Source organism: Paraburkholderia polaris, assembly GCF_012927345.1.
GTDB classification, from domain to species: domain Bacteria; phylum Pseudomonadota; class Gammaproteobacteria; order Burkholderiales; family Burkholderiaceae; genus Paraburkholderia; species Paraburkholderia polaris.
This window is the reverse complement of the sequence record NZ_JABBGJ010000002.1, coordinates 40,552-60,181: the sequence shown is the minus strand read 5'-3', so window position 1 is coordinate 60,181 and position 19,630 is coordinate 40,552. Positions and strand designations below refer to the sequence as shown.

The following is a 19,630-nucleotide window of genomic DNA, read 5'->3' as shown; positions in this document are numbered from 1 at the left end:
GCACGATGCCAGAGGACTCGCCGGATAAGTCCACTCCTTCTACTACGCTCAGAGGGGGCATGCTTAAAAGGTTAAATAGCGGACTCACGCGTGTCGGTCCTAAAGGGGAGGTAAAGAGATTCATTCCCCTACCCTGCAGCAGAATGCTGTTCAGTGTGGTACCCGCAGAGGTCAGCGTCGCGCCCAATTGCTGCCGGGCCTCTTGCATGCCGATGCTGGCCCACTGGGCCAGCATCGTGACCAGTAATTGCTCTGTTGTGAATGTATCGAGCGCCAATGTGGACGCTGAAGTATTGGGTATCTCGTTAGCGAAAGGAGTTTCCCCGAACAGACTGGCTGCATTGGCCATCAGGCTATCAAACAGTCGGCGCAAAATGTCCTCGCCGACCTTGTGCGCCAAGGTCTCCACTTGCTCTACAAGCTGTTTTACCGCCGGATTAGTACTGGTGCTCGCCAGCCTGACCACTTCATGCAGCCACTCAATCCAATCGTGGTTGTGGGGTAATTTGTGCGTCTCACTCTTTAAGGCGAACAGCCCAGGTAGCAAGGGTAATATCTGGATAATAATGTCGAGGGTGGCGGTATTGATCTCAGGCAAGGAGCTTTTTAGCAATACGGCTGCATTTAGCAAGGCGGTATGGGCGTGGGCACTGGCGGTGCCCGGCTTGAGTGCTTGATAGAGCTGCCAATCGAGGCACACTTCTAGCATCCGATCGTAATACCAGCGCCCATCGGGATTCGATTTTATCTGCTCAAGCAGCCAGGTGACGGTCTTTTCCCAGCTCCAGTCCAATAGGGCATGAATAGCGCTAACTGTTGCCTGTATCGACCCGGCGCTAAATCCACTTAAGGATGCGAATAGATCTGCATCCTTCTTTAGGATAAAGCTTATCTTTTCTGCAAATTGTTTGCTGGTTGCTTGCCAGCTTTGGTCTGGCGAAACCTGGGCATACCAGTCTCTTAATTCGGAGACGTCTTTCCCAGCCTTGTAAACTGTCTTCCCAGCGTTGAGTGTTGCGAAAAGGTTTGGGAAATAAGGCAGGATAAATGATGCCAACTTCGCCCCTCGTCTGGGGGTGAATATTAACCTGAGTAGCTCGGGGAGCTTTTTCTTACGGTCAATTTGCGGGTTAGCTATTTTTATCAATAGCTTGGTGATCCGCATGATTTCTCTACTGTCGCCCAATGAATCTTGTAACCGCCCGACCATAGGCTCTAACAAGGTTCCCGCCAACGGTGGGCTGTCATTTGACGACGACAGTTGATGAGTCAGCCAGTCCAGTTGTGCAAGTCCATTTGCTTCAATAGGGTACTGTTTAAACAGTCTCACTAAAGCTATGGGGGTTTTCACTGCGGTGAGCACGTTGACATCAACGTGAGGAGCCAGCAACTCGACACCTTTATCCGCTATCAACAGCTTCATTAGCCAATCTAATTTACTACGTTCCTCCTTCCCCGCAGGAAAAGCGACATTATCCAGTTGCTGGCCCAACTGGTCCGCCAACTTAACGAGTGACAGCACGCTAGCAGGTGCGATACTGCGAAGCAGTGGGTCATCTTTAAGCAGGTCAAAATAGTCGCCGAACGGCGCCTCAGAGGGTAGTTTGTTGAATTTCGTTAGCAGGATAGTGGCCTGCGATCCCTGCTGTAACAGGGTACTAAAGCGAGCCACCTGTCCGGGGGACAATAATTCTGAAATTAGCGGGTTGGTGAGTAGTGTTTGGGTGGTGTCCAGTATCGTGCGTATATTTTCCTCTATGTTGCGCCCCTGATCAATTTCCTCCAATGACCAGGCCTTGATAGCCAGATCGAGCCATGGGGGCAATACTGTGATGAAATCCGGCAAACCTTCTTTATAATCCTTAATCAGAGCATTGATCGCTTTGAGCTTCTCTGGGAAAGGCTGCGATGAATCTCTATAGATCAGGGAGATTTGATTTGGCAATGTCATGTAATCCGCGACCAACGCCTCCCCTTTTTTTAATGCTGAATCGATTAGCCGCTCAATCACCTGTTGCAGTAGCCGATTGATCAAGACCATGAACAGGCTGCCGTCTTCGTTTGATTGACAGGGGACCGCGGGTTGTAACAATGTCGGGAGGTCGTCGATATTGCTTTTTCCCTGCTTATCTGTCACATGAGCTAACATTCTGTTAGTTTCATATGATTGAAACGCCGCTTCGGACAACTGCCCCCTCCCCCCTTTCATCAGCGCATCAGTAACGGAATTCCTGTGAAAGGGAATAAAATCCAAGGAGATACTTTCCTCAAGTTCACTTGCGTGCTGACGGATATAACCCGCCAGTTGGCTGCGAAAATAGTTGCTGGCCTGTTGTCGAGTCTGAATGTCTTCACCCTGAAAGATGCAGTGCCGGGAGGATTTGAACTCATCGCCCTGTAAAGCTTCCCGTACGGCATAGAAGAAACAGTTACCGTCGGCGGGAACATCCTTGTCGATACCTTCCACCACAGCCTTATAATGGTTGCGATCGACCCGCCGCAGGGTGATATCAGTCACGCAGGTGCTACCCTGTTCATCGTGCAGTACTATGCAATTATCCCCTTCCAGGATATTGATGCGCAGTCCGGCTGCGCTCGCGCCGGGTAAACGCACAATGAGCGAAGGCGCCATGTCACCTGCTTCGCTCGCCCACTCGCCATTTCGGCCGATTGCGCGTGCGACAGCATAGGCGCGTGGGTAAACGAGTTCGTTTGCGCGATCATCGTTTATGGCCGCCCTCTCCTGGACAAAAGCCTGGAATCGAGGAGATAACGTCCCATCATGAACAAAAATTTCTTCCTGCAAGGAATCATCTTCACCGACTGCATCCTCAATACTAATATTTGATTTTTTCCCAGGCTTATGTAGCAATGAATGCTCAGGCATAATAGGCAAACCCTATTTAAGAGTATCATTAATCTTATTTCCCACACCGCTCAACATGGCACACATTGCGCCTGGAACAATTAATCCAGGTAAATCCATATTTTTTAGATAAAACCGATACAAATTAATCAAGACAGGCAGGGAGATCAAGGCGCGTCCAATGAATTAGAGAGCGCAATTGTTTCATTACACATGCCTATAGCCTGCAGCACTCAACGCATACTACTTATAAACAGATATAAGTACATCAATGGAATTATGTCAATTAGACAGAATGGCGCGATTCGTCCGATTGCGCGGAAAAGCCGAACATCATCGTCGCCATATCACCATTGAATGCGGCGCCTGCCATGAACAGCGGATGTGTCAGCATGTGTTCGAATGAGAAGGACACGGCCGTTGGGAATTCGAACGGTCCCGCGCTCATCACATCTTCGAAGTACGACTTCGGCACCGAGGGATACCAGACCCGGTCGGCCATATGCATGAAGTCGTGAAAGCCAGTGAAGAACTGGTTGTAATGGCTAATGCTATGGACTTGCGTTTGCGCATGACGCAGTTCGTCCATTGCCTGCATCTGAGCACGCTGTTTCTCGACGAGATTGGCGTCTGGCGCCTTCGATCATTGCTTGAATAAGCAGCGAAAGAACAGGAGGCCGAGGTTGACCGCGTGGCAAGGAAAGGTCAATCCCCCGCCGCCTCCGGCTCATGCGACGACAACCGCGCTTTCGCGTGCCGCATTTTTTCAAGCGTCTTCGGACCCGCCTTCAACGCGACGCCGATCGCCAGCGCATCCATGATGCACAGATGCACGAGCCGCGACACGCCTGGCGTATTCGGATCGATCGGACTCGGCACGCGCAGCAGCAGCGGAATATCGACCAACCACGCCAACCGCGAGCCGACATTAGTCAACGCAATCGTCGTCGCGCCACGCTCTTTGGCGATCTGAATGCTTTCATTCACTTCGACGCTGCGCCCGGAATGCGAGATCGCAAACGCCACATCACCCGGCTCCATGAGGCCCGCGTAAAGGCGTTGCAAATGCCCATCGGTAAACGCAGTAGCCGCGATATCCAGCCGCAAAAACCTTAAGGCCGCGTCTTGCGCGACCAGTCCTGACCCCGACCCCACGCCAAAGAAAAAAACCCGTCCCGCGCTCGACAACGCCGCAATCGCACTCTCAAACACCGCCGGATCCAACGCACCGCACGCATGCGTGATCCCATCGACAGCAGCCTCACCCACCTTGACCATCAACGTCTGCGCATCATCATCACGCGCAACCGCCGTTGACGCATACGGTACACCGCCGGCCACGCTCTGCGCCAATTGCATCTTGAAGTCGCGCAGACCATGCGCACCGATCGCGCGGCAAAAGCGCGTGACCGAAGGCTCGGACACGTCCGCGCGCTGCGCAAGTTCGGTGATGCTCGCGCGCATCGCAAAGTCGACGTCGCTTAGCACCATCTCGGCGACTTTGCGCTCGGCGGGCCGCAAATTGGCCAGTGCGCCGCGGATGTGGGGAATCAAGTTCGGTGCGGACACCCGGTGTTCCTTAAGGGTTAAATGAATCCGCGTCGCGTCGCAGCTTCAATCAGCTTGAATCAGCCTCAAGCGGCAACACGCGGTTCAGACCAGCCTGCGTCCACTCTCCGTATCGAACAGATGAATATGCTCGGCCGGCAGACGTAGCGTAACGCGCTGACCGGGCTCGACTTTCGAGCGCTGGCGAGTCGTCACGCACCACGTGCTGCCGCCTATTTTCCCGTACAAATGGGTCTCGGCGCCAGTCGGCTCGACCACTTCGACTTCGATGGTGGCGTCCGGCTTGTCAGCCATTGTTTCAATGTGCTCGGGACGTACGCCGAGCGTGACCTTTGCGCCGACAACGGCGGAAGCGGGTGTACCCTCCAGCACAATCTCGCCGCCGTCCGTGAGTTTCAACGCGAAGCCCTGTCCATCCGTACGATTCGTCAATACGCCTTCCGCGAAATTCATCGACGGCGAACCGAGAAAGCTCGCGACGAACAGATTCGCCGGACGGTCGTACAAGTCGAGCGGACGGCCGACCTGTTCGATCCGCCCCGCGTTCATCACGACAATGCGGTCGGCCATCGTCATCGCTTCGATCTGATCGTGCGTGACGTAGATCACCGTATTCTTCAGACGCTGATGCAGCGCCTTGATTTCCGTGCGCATCTGCACGCGCAGTTTGGCGTCGAGATTGGACAGCGGTTCGTCGAACAGGAACAGCGACGGCTCGCGCACCACCGCGCGGCCCATCGCCACCCGTTGGCGTTGACCACCCGACAGCGCACGCGGCAAGCGGTCCAGATACCCACCGAGGTTCAACATCTTCGCGGCGGCTTCGATCCGCGGCTTGAAACTCGCGGACGATTCCTTGCGAATCCGCGGCCCAAACGCGATGTTCTCGTAGACCGACAGATGCGGATAGAGCGCGTAGCTCTGAAACACCATCGAGATATTGCGCTGCTGCGGCGCGAGCGTATTCGCGCGTGTGCCGCCGATCATCAGATCGCCGCCGCTGATTTCTTCGAGCCCCGCCACCATGCGCATCAGCGTGCTCTTGCCGCAACCCGACGGGCCGACCAGCACGACGAACTCGCCGTCATCGATATCGAGGTCGATGCCGTGCACCACTTGCGTGTCGCCATAGCGTTTGAAGATGCCGCTCAGTTGCACTGCTGCCATGCTGTCCTCATCGTCGTGCTGTCATGCGGTCGTGTTGCCTTAGTTTCATCGAGCAAAGGACACACCGCGCTATCGGGTCGAAGCCGTTCAAACCGAATCAAATCAGTTCAAAGCGATTCCAGCGTCAGTTCTTCCGCCATCAACCGGTTGCCGGCCATCAGCCCACCGTCGACCGGCAACGCGACGCCGGTAATCACGCGCGCCATCGGCGACGCGAGGAACAGCACCGCATCGGCGATGTCGTCGGGCGTCGCGAAGTCGCGCAACGGGTACCACTTTTTCAGATCCTCGAAGACCTGCGGATTCTTGTCGACGCGCGCCTGCCACGCTTGCGTCTTCACCGTCCCCGGACAGACGATGTTTGCGCGAATACCATAGCGGCCAAGTTCGATCGCCAGCGCTTTCGTGTAGCTGATGAGCCCCGCCTTCGCCGCGCTATACGCCGGGTGCCCGAGCGCCGCCATGCCGTTCACCGAACCGATCAGCACCAGCACGCCCTTCTGCCGTTCGATCATCGACGCGCGCACCGCTTCCACCGTGTGATACGTGCCGTTCAGATTCAGATGGATATCGCGCTGCCAGCTGGCCGCGTCGGTCGTGGCGAGCGTCAAACCTTTCGCGGCACCCGCGTTGGCGACCAGCACGTCCACCGGACCGCGCGTTTTCACCGCTTCGGCCACCGCTTGCTGCACTGCGGCAGCGTCACCTAGGTCGACCGCGATCGGCGCGACATGCGCGTCGCCGAGTTGCGCAACAAGTCCGTGAAGCGCGACCGCGTCGATATCGAGCGCCAGCACGATATCGCCCTGCTCCACGAAGCGCTTGCACAACACACTGCCGATACCGCCGCAAGCGCCCGTCACTAACACCACACGATTCATGTCTGCCCTCGCTCCTCAACCCCGTTGCAGCACCGGTCTAGCGTGTAAATTTCCAACAAAACCAGCGTCGCGCAGTTGTCTAGTCATCCCGAAGATTGGGTATCCGTGACTTCGCACAATGCAGAATACCCCTGCGTTACAGCATCTTATGCACAAAACCAGCTGAGAAAAAATATGGCAGACCCTACGTGACAAGCTATTTTGCGTCATGTAGGATTTTTTCAAACAATTCAACCCAAGCGGCCGGCGACGGCAGCAGACCACCCCCCACCATCATTGGATGGGCCCGGAGTAAGTGCTGTGCATGGGACCAGAGTAACGCGCTGACGCGCTAACTCTGGTCGACAGCTAAAGCGCTAACTCCGATCGACACAGGAGAGAGAAATGTCGTTGCATGCCCGTGCTTCCCTCGCGCTCGGCAAAGTTGCCGTGGCGCTCGCGTTTGCAGGTATCGCCGTCGCGGCTCACGCCGACACGGTTCGGGTGACGGTCGCGCATTACAGCGATGCGACCGCGCCGTACTTCGAAAAAATGGCCCGGAACTTCGAGAAGGCCAATCCCGGCACGACGATCAAGATCGAAGACGTGAGTTGGGACACGCTGCAACAGAAACTGCAGACGGACATTACCGGTAACGCCAACGCCGACCTCGCGATCGTCGGCACGCGCTGGCTGCTCGACTTCGTGAAGGACGACGTCGCCGAACCGCTCGACGGTTACATGGACGCCAGCTTCAAGAGCCGCTTCATCGGCCCGTTCCTGGCGCCGGGAGAAATCAACGGCAAGGTGTACGGCCTACCGATCGCGGCTTCCGCGCGGGCGCTCTACTACAACAAGGATCTGCTCGCGAAGGTCGGTTATCCCGACGGTCCGAAGACGTGGAATGACGTGATCGACGCATCGAAGAAACTGAAGGCGCAGGGCATTGCCGGCTTCGGTCTGCAAGGCAAGGAAATCGAAACCGACGTCTACTATTACTACGCGCTGTGGACCAATGGCGGCGACGTGGTCGGCAAGGACGGCAAGGCGGCCTTCAATTCGCCGGCCGGCATCAAGGCGGCCACGCTGTACAAGACGATGATCGACCAGGGCCTGACGCAACCTGGCGTGACCGGCTATAGCCGTGAAGACGTACAGAACCTCTTCAAGCAAGGCCGCGTTGCGATGGTGATTTCGGCGCCGTTCCTGTCCAAGCAGATCAAGAAGGAAGCGCCGAATCTGAAGTACGGCATCGATCCGATCCCGATGGGCACGACGCACGCCACCTATGCAGTGACCGACTCGATCGTGATGTTCAAGAACTCGAAGGTGAAGAAGTCGGCCTGGAAGTTCCTCGACTATCTGTTCACGAAGGAACCGCGCGTCGAGTTCACGTCGACCGAAGGCTTCCTGCCGACCACCAAGGCTGAGGCGACCGATCCGGCATTCAACGATCCGGACACCAAAGCTTTCGTCGCGCTGCTGCCGACGGCTCACTTCGCCCCGACTGTGACCGGTTGGGAAGACACCGCGAAGGCCGTGACCGATGCAATGCAATCGATCTACCTGGGCAAGGCAAAGCCTGCTGATGCGTTGAATGCCGCAGCGGATCAAGCGAACAAGTCACTCGGTAAGTGAGTGCATAGTTTCGTGGTGATTTGCTGAATTCGAAACGCGCGCCGCCGTTGCGAAGGCGCTGCGCGTTTCGGTCGTAATGCACTGATGCACGTAATGCAGTATCCGGCCCATCCCGTCGCGCCCGCTTTCTTTTAACGTGGACGCGTCTTACGATCGAGCACGCATGAGCCGTTCCGCTTCTTCGCGCCGCGAGGCGCCCTGGTTGCTGATTGCGCCGAGTCTGGTGTTGGCGCTTTTTATCATCAGCTATCCGATTTTCAACATCGTGTGGCAATCGCTGCACGAGGTCTCGCGCTTCGGCGCGATCCGCGATTTCACCGGCCTGCAGAATTTCATTACGGTTTTCACCGACCCAAACTTTATTGCCGCAGCCAGACGCACGGTTATCTGGACCGTGTGCGTGGTGGGCGGCACGGTGCTGATTTCCGTGCCGGTTGCGCTGATACTGAATCAGGATTTCTATGGCCGCGGCGTGGCGCGCACGATTGTGATGCTGCCGTGGTCCGTCTCGCTGACGATGACCGCCGTGGTGTGGCGCTGGGCCTTCAACGATGACTACGGTATGGTCAACGTCACGTTGGAGCGGCTTGGGTTGATCCACGGTCAGATACATTGGCTTGCGACGCCGGAGCTCGCGTTTCCCGTGGAGATTGCCGTTGGCATTCTGGTGTCGATTCCATTTACGGTGACGATTCTGCTGGGCGGCTTGTCGTCGGTGCCGGGCGATATTTACGAAGCGGCGCGGATGGATGGCGCCAGCGCGTGGCAACAGTTTCGCAAGCTGACGATGCCGCTCTTGCGGCCGTTCATCAACATGACGATTCTGTTGAACGTGATCTACGTGTTCAATTCTTTCCCGATCATCTGGGTGATGACGCAAGGCGGCCCGGACAACGGGACGCATATTCTCGTCACGTATCTCTATGAGCTTGGTTTCAGGCTGGGACGTCCCGGCCAGGCCGCGGCAGTGTCGCTGATCATGCTCGTCATGCTGTTCGTTTTCTCGATCGCCTATCTGCGCCTGCAGCCCGCGAAAGAAGGAGAGGCGTCATGAGTCTCAGCGTCAAGATGAAGCGCTCGCTGTGGTGCTGGTTGGCACTTTCACCGCTGATTGTGGCAGTGCTGTTTCCGTTTGCTGTGATGTTGTTTACTGCGTTGAAGCCCGCGACTGAGATTTTTGTTTATCCGGCAAGGTGGTTGCCGGTGCATTGGCAATGGAGCAATTTTTCGGACATGTGGGTCGCGGCTAATTTTGGCGTGGCGCTGAGGAATAGCTGCGTGATCAGCTTCCTTTCCACCGCGTTGGCATTGGCGGTGAGCTTACCGGCGGCTTATGCATTGGCGAGGTTCCCGTTTCGCGGTAAAGGGTTCTATTCGCAGTTTCTGCTGGTGACGCAGATGTTGTCGCCGATTTTGCTGGTGGTGGGGTTGTTCCGGCTGGCAGCGATGATTCCTTATGGGGACGGGAATCTGGTTGACTCCAAGATTGGGGTCATCGTTTCTTATGCGGCTTTTAATATCGCGTTTGCGGTTTGGATGTTGTCTTCTTACTTTCAGACTGTGCCAAGGGATCTTGAAGAAGCTGCCTGGCTTGAGGGGTGTGGGAGGACCAGGGCTGTTTTTAAGGTGTTCCTGCCGTTGGCCGTGCCCGCCATTGTTGTGACGGCGATCTTTACTTTTATCAATGCGTGGAATGAATTTGCGGTTGTTTATACGTTGATTCGGTCGCCGGAGAATAAGACTTTGACCGTGCAGGTTACGGATATGGTGGCTGGCAAGTACGTCGTCGAGTGGCATCTGGTGATGGCCGCTACCCTCTGCGCGACGCTGCCGGTTTCAATTGTGTTTGCGTGGTTGCAGCGCTTCCTGGTGAAGGGGTTGGCGTTGGGGGCAGTGAAGTAGGTGTTGTGCGGCTCGTGAGTGCCGACGATACGATGGTGAATCGAGACGGATTAAAACAAGGCGCGGTACTACGTGAATTCGTATAGTTGAGCGATTATCCCGGCATACGGCCGATTTCAACCGGCATTATATCGAGAGCATCGAAATGCGACATGGTACGATTCTCAGCCTTTATCCCTGCGTCTCCGGAATCCATGCGCAACCTCGCCTATCTGCTTCTCTCGATCACGCTCGCCTCGCCGCTTTCAGCCCTGGCGCTCGGTATCGACAATCCAGACTACGATCAATGCATCCTGCAATCGCTAAGGAATAGCCAAAGCAGCATGGCGGCAGACGCGATTAGACGCTCGTGCGACGCGCTTTACAGAAACGGCGCGCTGCTCTTGCCTCGCGAAAAGTCGTATCACGTGTGTGTCCTGCAAAATACGCAGAGCGTGAGAGACGAATTTGCGGTTCAACAGATCCTGCGAGCATGCCAGCGCCAGAATCAGATGTGAGCCAGTTCGGATTGCTGATACTGCACATCGCGTCGTAGCGCGTTCTCAAGCCGAAAATCGGGGAAGCGACACGCTCATCTCGAGAAGGCGCAGGCATTAAAGGGCGGAAAACCTGCGCCCAAGCTCAAGCTTGGCTCCCCTCATGAAAGCGCCATAGGGAGCAAGCGTGAACCCATCCGGGACTCGACTAGCGGAAGCCGTAGACCAGGACCTTTTTCCCCTCAAAGCTCACTTGCACACCTAACTGGCAATTCGATGAACACGTCGTGCCGTCGGCGGTCGGCCCGGCGGACGGTACGGTCTCCGTGGCGATAAGCGCCTTGACGACCGTCCCGTCGTCAGCGACCACCATTTCCAGTGCAAGCACGACGCCGGCCGGCACTGGGCCGGCGGTGTACGTGATTTGCATGCTACCGGTGCAATCGGCGTTCACCGTGTAGGTGCCGCTCTGATTCGGATTGAATGCAGTCTGCCCACCTTTCGGAACCCCGTTCATATTCCCGAAGTCGGTCCGTGCAAAATGACCTGCGCCATCGAACGTCACAATGGCGACGTCATTCAGGATGGACGGGCTGGCGAACGAGTGCAACTGACCAGTTGCATCCAGCAATCCAAGAACCTCCCCTTGGGCGCTAAACCCATACGGTCCCTTTAGCGTTGCGTTCGAGCAAAGGCCGCCGTGGCCGTCGGCCTGCGCGGCGCCACTGAGCGAGAGAAGTGCAACGGCGGTTGCCGACAAAATGCTTAAATGCCTGATCTTCATGGTCATCTCCTTGTCACCGAATCAGGCGCTTAACATCACAGCGCGCAGGGGCCTATTGCCTGGCTGGATTAGGCGCCCAATTCAAACAAACACGATTAAAAATGGCCGCATTGATACCTGGCTGCCGCCGTTTGCGGAGCAAGCGATGAGAGAACGAGAGGCCGTCGGTGCGGCCGGCTGTTCCGGAGGGTGAGGCGAGAAAGCCTTGACGTAGGCCAAAGTAATGAAAGGCGAAACGCTTCACCAAGCAATCATTTTTCGCCCGGTGTCGGCAGACACGTGCAGAAGGGGTGCACGAAAGCCCGCGCAATGGTGACTTCGTGAGTCGGCCATGCTTTAAAGTCGCACAGCAAAAATAGTGTAATCCACGAGTTTCGCCGGTGCCAGATGAATATCGGACAAAAGGCAGGCGCATTCAGAATCGCGCGATGGGAATAATGCACTGTCGCTGGGCAGCGAATGACTGCGAAGGCCTCACAGGTCGGCCATGTCAGTCATTCGCCTGCTCCATAGCTGGGACATTCGAAAGTCGGCGCTTATGCAGGTCGCTCGCTCCCCACAAGGTTGCTCATCAGCACACGCTGAAATTGCCAATTGCGACTCAGGCACGAGGGCGACCAATTCGCTCCTTCACCTTCTCTCGCACGAACTCGATGAAGGCGCACGTGAGACGCGACGGAGGCTGCCTGTCGGATGTCAGGACACCGTATTCAAACGGAATCGCAGGCATAAAATCGTGGACGGACACCCGTTCGGTCAAATAGTCGGTGGACACCGGATCAATGATCGACACACCGGCGCCACGTGCCACAAACGATGCGATGGCTGCTGACAACTGACACTCCGCGCTCATCACACGCTCAATTTGCCGCGCGGCGAAGATATCGTCGACGATGCGGCGCGTATCGAACTCCCGCGGAAACGAAATGAACTTCTCGCCGGCCAGGTCCTCGGGGTCGATGACCCGCTTGCCGGAAAGCCGGTGTCCCTTGGGCAAAATGCATTTCATATCGGCACTGAAGAGCGTTTCAACCCGCACGCCCGGCTGCCATGTCGTGTAAGTCACGAACCCGATATCGCATTGCTCGCTCGCCACAAGTTCTCCGACCGGTCTCGTACCGTGAACGAGCAGCGACACGCTCACCCCTTCGTGCACCCGTGTGAAATCGGTAATCCACTCCGGTAGCAGGTTCAACGCCAATGCGGGTGCCGCCGCGACGTTCAGCGATCCCCTTGTGAGCGAGCGAATCTGTTGCGCCGCATGGGCAATGCGCTCGACGCCGACAAATGAGCGCTCCACTTCCTGGTAGAGCAATAACGCGTCCGAAGTGGGGAAAAGTCTGCCTTTCTCGCGTGTAAACAGGCTGAAGCCGATTTCGGTCTCCAGATCGAGAATCAGGCGTGTCACGGCTGGCTGCGTGATGTGCAGCATTTCGGCTGCCCGCGTAATCGACTGCCGCAGGATCACCGCCCGGAACGCCTCTAGCTGCCGGCTCTTCATTTCCCGCCCCATAACATTTAGGCATCTATCACTGTGAATTTCTGATTTGACGGTGCCAATTTGACGCACAAAACTGTGTACAACCCCGGGTCAATCCGGAAACACAGCAGCATAACATTCCAATATCGATGGAGACTCCAATGCGCAAACGTATCGTCCCTATCATGCTCGCCGGCGTTTTTGCTGTCGCGCAGGCCCACGCTGAAACGACGCTCTACGTCGGCGCCTTCGGCGGATCTTTCGAACAGCTTCTGCGGGAAAAGATCATTCCGCCGTTCGAGAAGGCAAACAACGTCAAGGTGGTCGTTGTTCCGGGCGACTCCACGACGACCATGGCGCGGCTTCAGGCGCAAAAAGGCAAGCAAAGCCTCGATGTCGTGTTTCTCGACGACGGTCCGATGTATCAGGCGATCCAGCTCGGTTTTTGCGACACCCTTACCGATGCGCCGGTCTACAAGAACCTGTACGACGCAGCCCGCTTCAAGAGCAACAAGGCCGTGACAATCGGGATGAACGCCACCGGCCTCGTCTACAACGAGCGCCTGTTTGCAGCGAAGGGGTGGGCGCCGCCGACCTCCTGGCGCGACCTCGCCGACCCACGCTACAAGGGCAAGGTTGAGTTCCCCACTATCAGTAACGGCTACGGCCTGCAGACGCTGATCGTGCTGGCCCATCTGAACGGCGGCAGCGAGCAAAACATCCAGCCCGGATTCGACACGGTGAAAGCATCGATCGCACCAAACGTGCTGTCGTTCGATCCGTCGCCGGGGAAGATCTCCGAGCTGTTCCAGAGCGACAGCATCGCGATTGCCGCATGGGGCGATGGTCGCACGCAGGCGTTGCATAACCAGGGCGTGCCGGTCAAGTTCGTCGCGCCAAAGGAAGGGGCGGTCGCACTGGGTCTGAGCATGTGCCCGGTCAAACACGACGCGCCGAACGATCTCGCCCAGAAGTTCGTGCAGTTCTCATTGTCGCCAGAAATCCAGGCGATGTATGCAGACGAAGAAGGCGTCGCGCCGGCCAACAAACAAACTCAGTTGCCGCCAGCGGTGGCCTCGCGTGTAGCGAGTCCCACTGCGGTCGCGAACATGCTCAAGGTTGACTGGGATGTGGTCAACGACAAGCGCGCGACGTGGACCCAGCAATGGAATCGTGAAGTAGAACGCTGACTGGCTGTAGGCACCCGTGCGCGGCGGGCGACGCCGCCGGGTGCCTTACTGTCGTCGCCAGAGGAATCGGAAGGTCTCCCAAAGTCATGACTTATTTACGGATCGAACGCTTGAACAAGCAGTACGGCGAGACTGTCGTGGTCGACAGCCTCAGCATCGACGTCGCGCGCGGGGAATTTGTCTCGCTGCTGGGGCCGTCGGGCTGCGGCAAAACGACGACCCTGCAGATGATTGCTGGCTTCGTCGAGCCTACGTCGGGCGATATCAGCCTGGAAGGCCGATCGCTGGTCGGCACGCCGCCTGCAAAGCGCGGCCTCGGCATTGTGTTCCAGAGTTATGCGTTGTTTGCGCATATGACGGTTGCAGAGAATGTTGAGTTCGGGCTGCAGATGCGGCGCGTCGACGGCGCGGCCCGTAAGCGCCGGTGTACGACCGCGCTCGACCTGGTTCAACTCGGCCGCCACGCATCGAAGTACCCGCGCGAACTGTCGGGAGGGCAGCGTCAGCGAGTCGCGCTCGCGCGTGCACTGGTCATCGAGCCGCCCTTGCTGTTGCTTGACGAGCCGCTGTCCAACCTTGATGCGAAACTGCGTCACGACATGCAGGCCGAGTTACGCGCAATCCAGCAGAAGGTCGGCACTACTACGATCATGGTCACGCATGATCAGGCCGAAGCGTTGGCAATCAGCGACCGCGTCGCGCTGCTCAACCAGGGCGCGGTGGTCCGGTTTGATACCCCGACCGGCGTCTATGACAACCCCGGCAGTTTCTTCGCGGCGGATTTCATCGGCCGCGCCAATGTGTTGAACGGGCAGGTCGCGCACGACGGTGTGAAGCGGGTGCTGCGAGTGGGCACGGCGAATCTGCCACTTGAGGAGCCGCACGCATGCGGCGCATATGCGTTCTCGCTACGTCCCGAGCGCATCGAACTGGTCGCAAGCGGAGCAGGACACGTGGACGGGCTCGTCAGGGCGCGCGCGTTTCACGGCAACTGCTGGTCGGTGAGCGTGAGCACCGATATCGGCGAACTGCAGGTGCAGCTTGCGAACTGTGGCGGCCATGTGGCGAAGGTCGGAGACGCGGTCGGCCTCGACTGGCCCGGCACCGCGTTGCGTCCGCTCGCACCGCACACTGCGGGTGCCCCACGATGAGCGCCGCCCGCCCCATGATCCGGCAGTTGCCACCGCATGCAACGCGCCGCAAGCGGCCGAACGGTCCGCTCCTCGTCGCGCCCGTCACGCTGCTCTTCGCGTTGCTGCTCGTCGTTCCGATGGCGCTCGTCGGCGTGCTAAGCCTGCGAGGCTTCGACGCAGCCGCAGGCGGCGTGCTCGACGGCTACTCCTGGCATAACTACGCGCAGATCGTCGCCGATCGCTACTATCACGAGATTTTTCTGCGCACGTTCGGGCTCGCGATCAGCGTGACCCTTGGAACGGTCGTGCTGGGTGTGCCCGATGCCTACATCATCTTCCGCATGTCGGCGCGCTGGCGGGCGTTCTTCCTGATTCTGACGCTCGGGCCGCTGTTCATCTCGGCCGTTGTACGCACACTCGGCTGGTCGATCCTACTGGACGGTCAGGGCGTCGTCGCGCAATTGCTCGTACGCCTGCATCTGGTCGACGCACCACCGCAGATGCTGTTCTCGTTTCCGGCCGTGGTCGTCGTGCTGGTGCATGCACTGGTGCCGCTGATGGTGTTGTCCGTCTGGACCTCGTTGCAAAGCGTCGATCCACAGATCGCCAACGCGGCCATCTCGCTCGGAGCCGGCCCGCTCACAGTCTGGCGCCGCATCGTCTTGCCGCAGGCCACACCGGGCATTCTGTCCGGCAGCCTGATCGTGTTCGCATTGAGCGCGAGCGCATTCGCGACACCTGCGCTGATCGGGGGCCGGCGCATCAAGGTGGTCGCAACGGCGGCCTACGACGAATTCCTGCACAGCATGAACTGGCCAATGGGCGCCGCAATTGCGGTTTGCCTGCTCGTGCTGAATATCGGCGCCATTTCGCTCTATGGCCGCTTTGTGGAGCGACGTCTCAAACGCCGTTTTGGGGAGGCTGCATCATGAATCGAAACGGTCCTGTAGCGCTCGGTTTCCACGCCGCGTTCACCGTGTTTATGATCGCGCCGCTTGCGATCGTCTGTCTCGTCGCCTTCACGCCGAGCAATCTGCTCAGCGTGCCGACCATTCATTTTTCGATGCGCTGGTTCAAAGCGATCGTTGACGATCCGGATTTCACTCAGGCATTTGCAAACAGTCTGTGGCTCGCGACGCTCTCCGCCACGCTCGCGGCGATGCTAGCTGTACCGGCCGCGCTGGGTCTCATACGCTACCGCTTTGCCGGTCGCGACGCGATCAATTCGCTGCTGCTTTCGCCGCTGATGATTCCGCCCGTTGTGCTGGGCGTCGCGCTGTTGCAACTGTTCACGCGCATTGGCGTGTCCGGATCGTTTGTCTCGCTCGTGTTGGCGCACGTGATGCTGGTGTTCCCGTATTGCCTGCGGCTCATCATGGCGTCGCTGGTCGCGACGACGCGCGATGCCGAGCACGCCGCCATCTCGCTCGGCGCAAACGCCTGGACCACCTTTCGGCGCATCACGCTGCCCGCCTTGGTGCCGGGTATTGCCGCCGGCTGGGTGCTTGGTTTCGCAAGCAGCTTCGACGAGCTGACCGCAACGATCTTCATCGCGGCGCCGACCACGATCACGCTGCCGGTGCGCATCTACATGAGCATGACTGAAACCGTCGATCCGATGGTGGCGGCGGTCGCAACCGTGATCATGGCGGTCACGCTTGGCCTGATGTTCGTACTCGACAGGCTCGTAGGGCTCGACAAGGTTCTGATGGGGAAGCATTGATGAAACAGGAATACGACTTTGCGATCGTTGGCGGCGGGCTGGTTGGGATGGCGATCGCTTACGGGCTCGCCAAGCGCGGCCAGAAGACGATCGTGCTCGATGGAGAGGATTCCAGCGTACGAGCCGCACGCGGAAACTTCGGCCTGGTCTGGGTCTCGGGGAAAGGCAGGAAACAGGTCGATTACGGGCGCTGGTCGCTCGAATCGGCGCTGCTGTGGCCAGCGTTCGCGGCAGAGCTTGAAGAAGCGTCGTCGCTCGGTATCGGCTACTCGCGCCCGGGTGGCATCAGCATCGCGATGACCGATGACGCGCTTGCTGGCAGCGTGGATGCGCTGCGCCACTTACATGCCCAGGATGCACGCCTCACGTACGACATCCTCGACCGCCAGCAACTGAGTGAACGCATTCCGGAGGTCGGCCAGAACGTGGCCGGTGCGGTCTATTCGGAAAACGACGGTCATGTGAGCCCGCTCTATACGCTGCGAGCGCTGTTCCTCGCCTTTGAGCGAGCAGGCGGCGCCTACGTGCCGGAGGCTCCGGTGCAGTCGATTGAACGCGCGAACGGTGGCTTTCGTATCGACACCGGCAAGCGCACGCTCGAAGCTGGGCGCGTCGTGCTGTGCGCGGGTCTGGGCAACCGCGAACTCGCGCCGATGGTTGGACTCACCGCGCCGGTCGTTCCGCTGCGCGGTCAGATCCTCGTGACGGAACGCGTGCGTCCGTTCCTCAAGTATCCGACGATGTCCGTGAGACAGACCGCGGAGGGGTCGGTATTGCTCGGTGAATCCGCGGAGGACGTGGGCATGGACGACGGCGTGACACCTGAGATCGTCGCGCACATCGCCCGCAAAGCTGTATCGCAGTTCCCTCTGCTGAAAAACGTGCGGGTCGTGCGCGCGTGGGGAGCCCTCCGCGTGATGACATCGGACAGCATGCCTGTCTACGAAGAATCCGTGACGCATCCCGGTGCGTTTGTCGCAACCTGCCACAGCGGCGTGACGCTCGCTGCCGCGCATTGCGAATTGCTTGTCGCCTGGTTGCTCGGCGGCCAACGTCCCTCTCTTCTCGACTACTTCTATGCAAAACGCTTCTCTGTTTAGTCAGATCGATGGCGCCTCGCCCCGCACGGTGCGGGTTGTCGTCGACGGTCGCCATGTAGACGTGCCGGAATACGCCACCGTGGCGGCGGCACTCCTGTATGCCGGAGTCACCGTCTTCCGTCACACACCTGTGGGCGCTGCGCCGCGCGCGCCGTATTGCATGATGGGCGTGTGCTTCGATTGCCTGGTCGAAATCGATGGCTTGCCGAACCAGCAGGCCTGTATGGTGCGCGTGCGCGACGGGATGGAAGTTAAAGCCATGGCTGGCGCGAGGGCACTCGTATGACCATCGAAACGGTGGACCTTGTGATCGTCGGCGCCGGCCCAGCTGGCATGGCGTGCGCGCTTGACGCGACGCGTGCTGGCCTCGACGTGCTGGTGCTCGACGAAAACCCGCTGCCGGGCGGGCAAATCTATCGCAACGCCGGGTGCTCACCGCTGCCCGACGCGGCGCTGCTCGGTGACGACTACACCTATGGCGCGGACCTCGTCACGCGCTTCGCTCGAGCCCCCCTCCGCTACTGGCCCGACACGCTCGTGTGGCAGATCACGCGCGCGCTGGAGATCAGCTTCACACGTCGCAGCGGCGCTGCGGCGAGCGGACAGATCCGGGCCAAAGCCGTGGTGATTGCCAACGGCGCCTACGAACGGCCTTGCCCGGTTCCAGGCTGGACGCTGCCTGGGGTCATGGGGGTTGGCGCCGCGCAGACGCTTTTCAAGTCGTCAGCCATGCTGCCCGATGGGCCAGTCGTGCTGGCGGGAAGCGGACCGTTAATGTATCTGTTTGCATGGCAGCTCATTCAGGCAGGCAGGCCGCCGGCGGCGATCCTCGAGACGACGCCTTCGCGCAACTACTGGCGCGCGCTCGCAGAACTGCCTGGCGCGTTGCGCACACCGGCGTATCTGCTCAAGGGCAGGCGTCTGCTGAATGCGATCCGGCAAAGTGGCATTCCACACATTCGCCATGTGACACGACTCTCGGTGGAGGGCGACGGCCGTGCGGAGTCAGTTCAATACACCGCTAAAGGCCGCGTGTCGACGCTCGCCGCGAGCATCGTCCTGCTGCATCAAGGGGTCGTGCCCAATGTGCAACTCACTCGCTCGATCGGCTGCGAGCATCGCTGGGACGAAGCCCAACTTTGCTGGCATCCGTGCACCGACGCATGGGGTGAGACCAGGGTGCCGAACCTCTTCATTGCCGGTGACGGGGGCGGTATCCACGGCGCAATCGCAGCCCAGACGGCGGGTGCGCTGACCGCTCTGACCCTGTCTCATCGGCTTGGCGCGCTGAGCCGTGATACGCGTGATGAGCAGGCCGCACCGTTGCGCCGGCAACTCGAGCGGCACCGCGCCGTGCGCCCTTTCCTCGACACGCTATACCGTCCCGCGGACGTATTTCGCCGCCCTGCCGACGACACCATCGTTTGCCGCTGCGAGGAAGTCAGCGCCGGCGAGATCAGGGCGATGGCACGTCTTGGCTGCACCGGGCCCAACCAGAGCAAGTCGTTCTCCCGTTGCGGCATGGGACCATGCCAGGGACGTCTATGCGGCCTGACGGTCGCCGAACTGCTCTCCGAGGCACATGCGAAGCCCATGGCCCAGGTCGGCTACTACCGTATCCGGCCGCCCATCAAACCGGTGAGCCTCGGCGATCTTGCCGAGTCTCACATCCCTGACCTCAACGCAGCACAACCGACAGAATTCGCACCCAAATGAATGCTTCCCCTATCGTAAGAACCGCC

16 protein-coding genes and 1 pseudogene are annotated in these 19,630 nt (G+C 58.8%); 11 read left to right on the top strand and 6 right to left on the bottom strand.

The window, feature by feature from the left end:
• Positions 1–3,161: 3,161 nt before the first annotated feature.
• From HHL24_RS01600 to HHL24_RS01585, 4 genes and pseudogenes are all read right to left on the bottom strand, one after another.
• Positions 3,162–3,470: pseudogene (locus HHL24_RS01600) on the bottom strand (phenol 2-monooxygenase); the annotation flags it as partial.
• Between the two features lie 101 nt (positions 3,471–3,571).
• Positions 3,572–4,435, bottom strand: a complete 864-nt coding sequence (locus HHL24_RS01595; RefSeq protein WP_169483643.1) for a MurR/RpiR family transcriptional regulator — start codon at positions 4,433–4,435, stop codon at positions 3,572–3,574.
• An 84-nt stretch (positions 4,436–4,519) separates the two neighbouring features.
• Positions 4,520–5,602: an ABC transporter ATP-binding protein gene (locus HHL24_RS01590; RefSeq protein ID WP_169483642.1), complete on the bottom strand. Its 1,083-nt coding sequence runs from the start codon at positions 5,600–5,602 to the stop codon at positions 4,520–4,522.
• Between the two features lie 107 nt (positions 5,603–5,709).
• The gene (locus HHL24_RS01585; RefSeq protein WP_169483641.1) at positions 5,710–6,483 is read right to left on the bottom strand and encodes an SDR family oxidoreductase; all 774 of its coding nucleotides are present in this window, start codon (positions 6,481–6,483) and stop codon (positions 5,710–5,712) included.
• A gap of 384 nt (positions 6,484–6,867) precedes the next feature.
• Here HHL24_RS01585 and HHL24_RS01580 point away from each other — a divergent pair, with 384 nt between their 5' ends.
• From HHL24_RS01580 to HHL24_RS01565, 4 genes are all read left to right on the top strand, one after another.
• Positions 6,868–8,100, top strand: coding sequence for an ABC transporter substrate-binding protein (locus HHL24_RS01580; RefSeq protein WP_169483640.1), 1,233 nt, complete (start codon positions 6,868–6,870; stop codon positions 8,098–8,100).
• A 163-nt stretch (positions 8,101–8,263) separates the two neighbouring features.
• Positions 8,264–9,154 (top strand): carbohydrate ABC transporter permease, encoded by an 891-nt coding sequence (locus tag HHL24_RS01575; RefSeq protein WP_169483639.1) that lies wholly within the window; start codon positions 8,264–8,266, stop codon positions 9,152–9,154.
• Entirely contained in the window at positions 9,151–10,002 is an 852-nt protein-coding gene (locus tag HHL24_RS01570; RefSeq protein ID WP_169483638.1) for a carbohydrate ABC transporter permease, read from the top strand. The genes HHL24_RS01575 and HHL24_RS01570 overlap by 4 nt, the downstream gene beginning before the upstream one ends.
• Positions 10,003–10,196: 194 nt before the next feature.
• A complete protein-coding gene (locus tag HHL24_RS01565) occupies positions 10,197–10,499 on the top strand; it encodes a VF_A0006 family four-cysteine protein (RefSeq protein ID WP_169483825.1) in 303 nt (100 codons plus the stop codon).
• A 187-nt stretch (positions 10,500–10,686) separates the two neighbouring features.
• Here HHL24_RS01565 and HHL24_RS01560 read toward each other — a convergent pair whose 3' ends face one another.
• Both HHL24_RS01560 and HHL24_RS01555 read right to left on the bottom strand, forming a co-directional pair.
• On the bottom strand, positions 10,687–11,262 hold the full coding sequence (locus tag HHL24_RS01560) for a hypothetical protein (RefSeq protein WP_169483637.1): 576 nt from the start codon (positions 11,260–11,262) through the stop codon (positions 10,687–10,689).
• 601 nt (positions 11,263–11,863) lie between these two features.
• Positions 11,864–12,832 carry a LysR substrate-binding domain-containing protein gene (locus HHL24_RS01555; RefSeq protein ID WP_329606573.1) on the bottom strand — a complete coding sequence of 323 codons (969 nt, stop codon included), beginning with the start codon at positions 12,830–12,832 and terminating at the stop codon, positions 11,864–11,866.
• A 71-nt stretch (positions 12,833–12,903) separates the two neighbouring features.
• Between HHL24_RS01555 and HHL24_RS01550 the strand changes: the two genes are divergently transcribed.
• From HHL24_RS01550 to HHL24_RS01520, 7 genes are all read left to right on the top strand, one after another.
• Positions 12,904–13,932 (top strand): ABC transporter substrate-binding protein, encoded by a 1,029-nt coding sequence (locus tag HHL24_RS01550; protein ID WP_169483636.1) that lies wholly within the window; start codon positions 12,904–12,906, stop codon positions 13,930–13,932.
• 86 nt (positions 13,933–14,018) lie between these two features.
• The gene (locus tag HHL24_RS01545; protein ID WP_169483635.1) at positions 14,019–15,083 is read left to right on the top strand and encodes an ABC transporter ATP-binding protein; all 1,065 of its coding nucleotides are present in this window, start codon (positions 14,019–14,021) and stop codon (positions 15,081–15,083) included.
• Positions 15,080–15,997 (top strand): ABC transporter permease, encoded by a 918-nt coding sequence (locus HHL24_RS01540; RefSeq protein WP_230417300.1) that lies wholly within the window; start codon positions 15,080–15,082, stop codon positions 15,995–15,997. The genes HHL24_RS01545 and HHL24_RS01540 overlap by 4 nt, the downstream gene beginning before the upstream one ends.
• The gene (locus HHL24_RS01535; RefSeq protein WP_169483634.1) at positions 15,994–16,788 is read left to right on the top strand and encodes an ABC transporter permease; all 795 of its coding nucleotides are present in this window, start codon (positions 15,994–15,996) and stop codon (positions 16,786–16,788) included. The genes HHL24_RS01540 and HHL24_RS01535 overlap by 4 nt, the downstream gene beginning before the upstream one ends.
• Positions 16,785–17,888 carry an NAD(P)/FAD-dependent oxidoreductase gene (locus tag HHL24_RS01530; RefSeq protein WP_169483633.1) on the top strand — a complete coding sequence of 368 codons (1,104 nt, stop codon included), beginning with the start codon at positions 16,785–16,787 and terminating at the stop codon, positions 17,886–17,888. Before HHL24_RS01535 ends, HHL24_RS01530 begins: the two co-directional genes overlap by 4 nt.
• Complete coding sequence (locus HHL24_RS01525) at positions 17,866–18,174, top strand: (2Fe-2S)-binding protein (RefSeq protein WP_169483632.1); 309 nt, start codon at positions 17,866–17,868, stop codon at positions 18,172–18,174. The genes HHL24_RS01530 and HHL24_RS01525 overlap by 23 nt, the downstream gene beginning before the upstream one ends.
• Positions 18,171–19,604, top strand: coding sequence for an FAD-dependent oxidoreductase (locus HHL24_RS01520; protein WP_169483631.1), 1,434 nt, complete (start codon positions 18,171–18,173; stop codon positions 19,602–19,604). The genes HHL24_RS01525 and HHL24_RS01520 overlap by 4 nt, the downstream gene beginning before the upstream one ends.
• Positions 19,605–19,630: the final 26 nt, after the last annotated feature.